This is a genomic window from Nocardia sp. NPDC058497, from assembly GCF_042720195.1.
In the GTDB taxonomy this organism is placed as follows: Bacteria; Actinomycetota; Actinomycetes; order Mycobacteriales; family Mycobacteriaceae; genus Nocardia.
The window spans coordinates 1-7,030 of sequence record NZ_JBHXMY010000312.1; the positions used below are offsets into that span (position 1 = coordinate 1).

At 67.8% G+C, this 7,030-nt stretch carries 7 protein-coding genes; 3 read left to right on the forward strand and 4 right to left on the reverse strand.

Features of this window, described 5'->3' with window-relative positions; all coding sequences use genetic code 11:
* Positions 1–52: 52 nt before the first annotated feature.
* From ACFWPJ_RS20270 to ACFWPJ_RS20285, 4 genes are all read right to left on the reverse strand, one after another.
* Positions 53–685: a class I SAM-dependent methyltransferase gene (locus ACFWPJ_RS20270; protein ID WP_378853502.1), complete on the reverse strand. Its 633-nt coding sequence runs from the start codon at positions 683–685 to the stop codon at positions 53–55.
* On the reverse strand, positions 682–1,926 hold the full coding sequence (locus ACFWPJ_RS20275; RefSeq protein WP_378853504.1) for a saccharopine dehydrogenase family protein: 1,245 nt from the start codon (positions 1,924–1,926) through the stop codon (positions 682–684). The genes ACFWPJ_RS20270 and ACFWPJ_RS20275 overlap by 4 nt, the downstream gene beginning before the upstream one ends.
* A gap of 10 nt (positions 1,927–1,936) precedes the next feature.
* On the reverse strand, positions 1,937–3,355 hold the full coding sequence (locus tag ACFWPJ_RS20280; protein ID WP_378853506.1) for an ABC1 kinase family protein: 1,419 nt from the start codon (positions 3,353–3,355) through the stop codon (positions 1,937–1,939).
* Between the two features lie 160 nt (positions 3,356–3,515).
* Positions 3,516–4,202, reverse strand: a complete 687-nt coding sequence (locus ACFWPJ_RS20285; RefSeq protein ID WP_378853508.1) for a TetR/AcrR family transcriptional regulator — start codon at positions 4,200–4,202, stop codon at positions 3,516–3,518.
* A gap of 206 nt (positions 4,203–4,408) precedes the next feature.
* Here ACFWPJ_RS20285 and ACFWPJ_RS20290 point away from each other — a divergent pair, with 206 nt between their 5' ends.
* From ACFWPJ_RS20290 to ACFWPJ_RS20300, 3 genes are all read left to right on the forward strand, one after another.
* Positions 4,409–5,740: a DUF445 domain-containing protein gene (locus ACFWPJ_RS20290; RefSeq protein ID WP_378853510.1), complete on the forward strand. Its 1,332-nt coding sequence runs from the start codon at positions 4,409–4,411 to the stop codon at positions 5,738–5,740.
* 94 nt (positions 5,741–5,834) lie between these two features.
* A complete protein-coding gene (locus tag ACFWPJ_RS20295; protein ID WP_378853512.1) occupies positions 5,835–6,281 on the forward strand; it encodes a helix-turn-helix domain-containing protein in 447 nt (148 codons plus the stop codon).
* Positions 6,281–6,928 carry a heparin-binding hemagglutinin gene (locus ACFWPJ_RS20300; protein ID WP_378853514.1) on the forward strand — a complete coding sequence of 216 codons (648 nt, stop codon included), beginning with the start codon at positions 6,281–6,283 and terminating at the stop codon, positions 6,926–6,928. The genes ACFWPJ_RS20295 and ACFWPJ_RS20300 overlap by 1 nt, the downstream gene beginning before the upstream one ends.
* The last annotated feature ends 102 nt before the right edge of the window (positions 6,929–7,030 follow it).

Here is a 7,030-nt window from a genome sequence, read left to right on the forward strand (position 1 = left end):
AGTTCAGCGTGTCCATGCGGCGAAGGCTACCGCCGAGCTACCTTACGACCGGTCAGGCGGGGCGGGTGGCGTCGACGTACTGCATGAAACGGCGCACCCGCTGGTCGATTTCGACCAGCCCCGCCTCGGCGAACAGAGTGGGGAAGGTGTCGCGGTCGAACAGGCGCAACCCGCTCAAGCCCGCGGCCATGGTGCTGGCCCGGCCGAACAGGTTGTCCTCGCGGTAGCTGGTGGTGATCGCGATCCGGCCGCCCGGCGCGAGTACCCGGATCATCTCGCGGGTAGCCGCGATCGGATCGGGGATCAGGTACAGCGCGCCGAAACAGCAGACGGCGTCGAAGGTTCCGTCGGCGAACGGCAGGGTGCGCGCGTCGCCGCGGACATAGCCGACCCGCGGGCCCGCGTTGTCGGCGGCGGCCCTGGCCAGCATCGGCTCGGAGTAGTCCAGGCCGGTGACGAAGCCGTCGCCGGAGAGGAATTCGCTCAGATACTTGGTGAAATTGCCGGGGCCGCAGGCGAGATCGAGCACCTTCTTGTTACCGCTGAGCCGCAGGGTGTCGACGGCTTCGCGGCGGTCGCTGCCGGTGGTGCGGCCGCTGGCCAGATAGAACAGCGTCGGCCGCCACGCGTGCTCGTACACCGCGGCAAGGGCCGGCGCGTTCATGGTCTTGCGGGCTAGGTTCACCGCCGTGCGACCTCGATCGTCATGCCCGCCTCGCGCAGCCGGTCGGTGAGCGTTTCGCCCATGGCCGAGGCCGGGGTGAGAACGCCTGCGCGCGGCGGGAGTTCGTCGAAGGCCAGGCACAGGCCGCTCTGGCCGAGCAGCACGGCGGTCGCCTGGTAGCCGGGGTCGCCGGTGCCGGAGAAGGTGGCCTGGTACCTGGCGCCGGAGCTGGTGCGCGCGAACGTCTTCATGGTGAACCAGCCACTGAGGCGGGCCTTTTCGCTGGGGCCGGTGCCGGGCTTGGGCAGGATCCGGTCGAGCAGCTTGCGGCCCAGCGAGACGCGCGAGAGCACGGCGCCCGAGGCCATGCCCGCCACGATGCCGCCCGCGATACCGGCGGCGACCAGCGGCGCGGCGGCCGAGTTGCCCGCGTTCATCACCTCGCGGTAGCGGAACTGCTTGCCGTAGGCCCAGCCGAGCAGGCCGTTGGTGCGGCGCACGACCTTGGTGTTGTGCGAGGCCATGATGAAGGTGGTGACCCAGCCGTCCAGGCTCGGATCGATGCTGTCGGCGCGGGCCAGCGCCTGATCGGACTGGCGGCCCACGTCGGGCTCCATCGTGCGGTCCGGGCTCAGCGAGTACGGGTGCGCCAGAATGCGGCCGCGCGCGGAGTCGGCGGCGATGTCTTCCATCATCGCGCGGCCGGAATCGATGGTGCCGCCGCTCATTCCGCCCTTGAGGTAGGCGACCAGCGTGGTGTCCTCGAGCTCGCCGGTGTTGTCGGCGACGGCGGCCCGGTAGAGCTCGTAGACGCTCAGGTCCGACGGAATCGAGTCGTAGCCACAGGAATTGACGATCTTGGCGCCGGAGTCGACCGCGGTCTGCTCGAACTGCTCGATGGCGTCGTGGATGAACAGCGGCTCACCGGTGAGATCGGCGTAGTGGGTGCCCGCGGCGGCGCACGCGCCGAGCAGCGGCATGCCGTAACGCAGGTACGGGCCGACCGTGGTGACGACGACCTTGGTCCGCTCGGCCATCGCGGCGAGCGAGGCGGGGTCGGTCGAATCGGCCACCACCAGTTCCCAGTTCGCGGCGGCGGGGCCCAGCTCGGCGCGCACGGCGGCGAGCTTGTCGGCCGACCGGCCTGCCAGCGCGATCTTGGCGCCCTCGGGCGCGGCGGTGAGCAGGTATTCGGCGGTGAGTTTGCCGACGAACCCTGTCGCGCCGAACAGGATCAGGTCGAACTCACAGAGCTGCGGCATGACGCGCCTTTCATCGAGTGCCCGCCTTGCGGGCACGCGGCTTCTTCGCCGGCTTCGGCGGATGGGTGGTGAGCCACTCACGGTGGGCCAGACCGAGTTCGGTGACCGGCGGCTCGTCGTAGAGCCATTCCCTGGCGATCAGATGCCAGTTGTTGGTGCTGTCGAGCTGGCCGAGCATACCGAAGGTGAGGAAGTCGGCGCGGCGGGAGAACAGGTGCTCCGGCGGCAGGTTCTGCTGCTTCATGCCGGTGAACTCGCTGGCCCGCGGGTCGACAGCCAGCAGGAACGCGCCGCTGGCCAGTTCGGGGGTGATGGTCAGTTCCTCGTCGACCAGGCACCACTCCGAGGCGGAGAGCACGTACTCGAGACACTCCTCGGCGCCGATCTCCTCCGGGGAATCGATCACCCCGCGCTCGATCATCAACTGCCGCAGGTCTTCCGCGCGGTCCTCCGCGGCGGCGCGCAGGCACAGGATCTCGAAGTGCACCAGCTTGGGGTCCATGCGGTTGAACAGGCCGAAGTCGAGGAAGGCCACCCGGCCGTCGCGAGCGAGCAGCACATTGCCCGGATGCGGGTCGCCGCAGAACTCGTTGAAGGTGAACAGCGAGCCGACGTAGAAGCGGTAGATGATCTCGCCGACCCGGTCACGCTGGTCGGCGGGCAGCTTCCGGACCTCGTCGAATCCGGTGCCCTCGATGAACTCGCTGACCAGCACCCGGGTGGTCGAGAGCTCCTGCACCGCGGCGGGCACCACGATGAACGGGTGATCCCGGTAGAGGTTCGCGATCTCGGTCTGGGTCACGGCCTCGGCGACGTAGTCGAGTTCGGCCTCCATGTTCAGCTTCAGCTCGTCGAGCACGGCCGGGGTGATCCACGGCATCGCCGAGGACAGCACCCGGCGGAACATGGTGAGGTTCTTCAGGTCGGCGCGCACCGCGATGTCGACGCCGGGGTACTGGACCTTCACCGCGACGGCCCTGCCGTCGTGCAGCGTGGCCCGGTAGACCTGGCCGATCGAGGCTGCCGCGATCGGTTCCGGGTCGAATTCGGCGAACACCTCGGCCAGCGGGCGGCCGAAATCCTCCTCGATCACCGCGCGCATGGCCTCGAACGACACCGTCGGCGCGGCATTGCGCAGCACGGCCAGCCGCTGCTGGAACCGGTCGCGATGGTCCGGCGGCACCAGGTCCAGATCGAGCACCGACATCATCTGGCCCAGCTTCATCGCCACGCCCTTCATGGTGCCCAGCACCATGACCACCTGCTCGGTGGTGCGGATCATCGACTCCTCGGCCATCTTGGCGCGCACGGCCTCGGACCGACCGCGCATGGAGAGCCTGGTCTTCTTCGAACGGATGACCGAGCTCGCCGCTACCGCCCCCAGCTTCGTCCCGCGGGCAAGCCGGGATGTCGGCACGTTCTTCGCCATCGTGGTACCTCCATTGGTGCCGACGCGCAGGGCGGCCGTAGACGCGTAGCGTCACACGACCGCCGGCGGTGACGCAAGCCACAGCGTCCCGCTCGGTTCAGCGTAACCAACCGCGCCGCGATGTCGAGCCCGGCTCCGGCGATACCGGGAAAACCCCCGGTCAGGAGGGCAGCGTGGGGATCTCCGGCAGGGGGTGGCTCTGTGCGGTGAACAGCTCCGGGGAGCCGCCCGCCTTGGCGACACCCTCGATCGCCGACCACGCCATCATCGTCAGGTAGTCGATGACGTCCTGGCGTGGCATGGCCTTGTCGGTGGTCGTCCACCAGTGTGTGGCCAGCTGGATGCCGCCGACCAGCACGTACGACCACAGCAGCGCGCCGTCGGTGCGCACGCCCTTGCCACCTGCCCGGTCGATCAGCACGGCCGCGACCACTTCGGCGAAGAGCCGTTCGAACTCGGCGAGCGAGGACTTGTCGCCCGCGGCGTTGCTCATGATGAACCGGTAGACCTCGGGGTCGTCGTCGACGGTGCCGACATACTCGGTCATCGCGGCGCGCACCAGCTGATACTCGTCGGCGTCGAGGTTGATCGCGCCGTACACGCGGGGCAGCAGCGTGGTCTCGATGAACCGCTGCATGGTGGCGTGCACCAGATCGTTCTTGTCGGCGAAGTAGCGGTACAGGACGGTCTTGGACACGCCGATCTCGGTGGCGATCTCGTCCATGCCCGCCTGGCTGCCGCGCGCGCGGATGGCGTTGAGCGCGCCGTCGACCAGCTCTTCGCGGCGGTCGATCTTGTGCTGTCGCCACCGCCGTTTGCGGCCGTCGACAGGACCGCCGCCGCGCACGGTCGCGCGCCCGGTCTGCTCGCCGATCTCGACAAGGTCTTCGGTGGACAGAACAGCCCCCTTGTGGTCGATGTGGCGTGTCTTGTTCTACAGCTTAGGCGCGCCGGAGTGGGGTGGCGCTCGTTTGGTCGACGTTGCGGCATTTACCACACCGCGAAGCGGGCTGGCGGCGGCACTGTCGCGGCGCGCACAGCAGAATGGTGGCTATGGAGAAAGCTCCCGGCAATACGGCGGTTCTCGCGCCGCGGACCGAACCCGCGGCGCAACCCGCGGGTTTCGCGGTCATGACCGACGAGGCTGGTAAACGACGTGACCTCGTCAAGATGAAAGCACTGGCCACCGGATTCCTGCTGGTGGCCAGCGTGGTGTACCTGCTGTGCCGCTGGCTCGAATCGCGCGGCGGTGGCGGCGAGTGGGTCGGCTATGTGCGCGCCGCCTCCGAGGCGGGCATGGTCGGCGCGCTCGCCGACTGGTTCGCGGTCACCGCGCTGTTCAAGCATCCGCTCGGCCTGCCCATCCCGCACACCGCGATCATCCGCAAGAAGAAGGACCAGCTCGGGGAGAGTCTCGGCGCCTTCGTCGGCACCAACTTCCTCGCGCCCGACGTGGTGTCGGCGCGGCTGGACTCCGCGCAGATCTCGCTGCGAGTCGGCCGGTGGATGGCCGACCCGGGGCACGCGGCGCGGGTCGCGCAGGAGAGCTCGACGATCCTGACCGCCGTGGTCGGCGTGCTGCGCGACGAGGACGTCGAGCAGATCATCGACAACACCATCGTCAAACGGATCGCCGAACCGCTGTGGGGTCCGCCGATCGGGCGGGTGCTCTCGGAATTGATCGCCGACAATCGGCAGCTGCCGCTGATCGATCTGCTGGCCGAACGCGCGCATCAATGGGCGCTCGGATCCCAGGAGACGATCGATCGCATTGTGATGCGGGACGCGCCGCAATGGGCGCCGAAATTCGTCAATACGTTGCTTTCCGAGCGAATCTATCGGGAATTGGTCGAGTTCACCTGGAAGGTGCGCTCGAATCCCGATCATGAATTGCGCCAGGCCGCCGATCGTTTTCTGCAGGATTTCGCCGACGATCTCCAGCACGACGAGGCGATGATCGCCAAGGCCGAGAAGGTCAAGGCCGAGATCATGGGCCGCGAGCAGATCACCGGAATGGCCGAGGCGACGTGGCGCGCGGCCAAGCGGTTGATTCTCGAGTCGGCCTCCGACCCCGATTCCACCCTGCGCCGCAAGGTGGCCGAGAATGTGCAGCAGCTCGGTGAGCGCTTGCGCGACGACCCGGCCATGCGCGGCAAGGTCGACGGCTGGATCGACCGCGGCGCGCGCTATCTGGTCGGTAACTACTCGGCCGAGATCTCTACTCTGGTAACCGACACCGTCGCCCGCTGGGACGCCGACGAGGCGAGCCGGAAGATCGAACTGCAGGTCGGCCGGGATCTGCAGTTCATCAGGATCAACGGCACGGTCGTCGGTTCGCTCGCGGGCCTGGCCATCTACACGATCTCGCAGCTGCTGTTCCACTGAGCCGGACCGTTAACCGACACTGTGCTAACAGACGTGCTTGCAATAGCTAGCACCCTGATTTAGTATTGACCGTACAACCGCCAGAAGGTGAGTGATGGCAGACCAGCCCGAGGGACGTGTAGCGAACGCGGCACAAGACATCGGAGGGTTCATCAGGTCCCAGCGCGAAGCTGCGCAGGTGTCCTTACGTCAACTCGCCGCGCTGGCGGGGGTGAGCAATCCGTACCTGAGCCAGATCGAACGCGGATTGCGTAACCCCTCCGCCGAAGTACTCGCGCAGATCGCCAAGGCGCTGCGTGTTTCCTCGGAGGTGTTGTATGTGCGGGCCGGATATCTCGAACAGCGTCCGCACAGCCCGGTCCGGGACGCCCTGCTAGCGGACACTTCGGTGACCGAGCGGCAGAAACAGGTGTTGCTGGAAATCTATGAGTCGTTTCGCCGGGAAAACGGGGAAGAAGCCGGCTCAGGGGGGATCGAACGGGACAGCGACGTTTCGTTCACGACAATTGACACTCCGCCACGCCAGGAGAGCGAAGACTGATGACCGAAAAGACCGCTACCGTGACCAAGCCGCTGTTCGCCACCGTCGGCGCAGGTGACGCCATCTACGCCGCCGTGAACGAGGTCGTCGCCGACGTCCGCGAGCGCGTCGTCGCCACCGATGCCAAGGCCCGCGTCGACGAGGCACGTGAGCGCATCGCCAACGTCCCCGCCGACGTGCAGGCCCAGTTCGACACCCTGCGCGAGCGCATCGCCGGCCTGCCGTCGGAGCTGCCGGAGGACCTCGCCGAGCTGCGCGAGAAGTTCACCCCGGAAGAGCTGCGCAAGCTGGCCGAGCAGTACTACCGCCAGGCGCTCGACATCTACGCCGACCTCGCCGTCCGCGGTGAGGAGACTGTCGACCGGCTGCGCGCCAACCAGGCCGTCGACGAGCAGCTCGGCCGCGTCGAGACCCTGTACAAGGATGCCTCCGCGCGTGCCGAGGACGCCCTCGCCAAGGTCACCGACCTGCTGGGTCGTGGCAAGGCCGAGGCCGAGAAGGTCGCCGACGAGGTTGTCGATGCCGAGGTCGTCGCCGTGAGCACCGAGCCGGCTCCGGCTCCGGCCGCCAAGGCGCCCGCCGCCAAGAAGGCTCCGGCTGCCAAGAAGGCGCCCGCCAAGAAGGCCGCGCCGAAGAAGGCCGAGTAAAGAGGCCTGACGTATCACCGCCGAACAGCGGCCCCCCCCCCCGGAGGTGGGCCGGGGCCCCGTTACGTTGATTGGTGTGTGTAACAGGGAAAAAGTGTGACG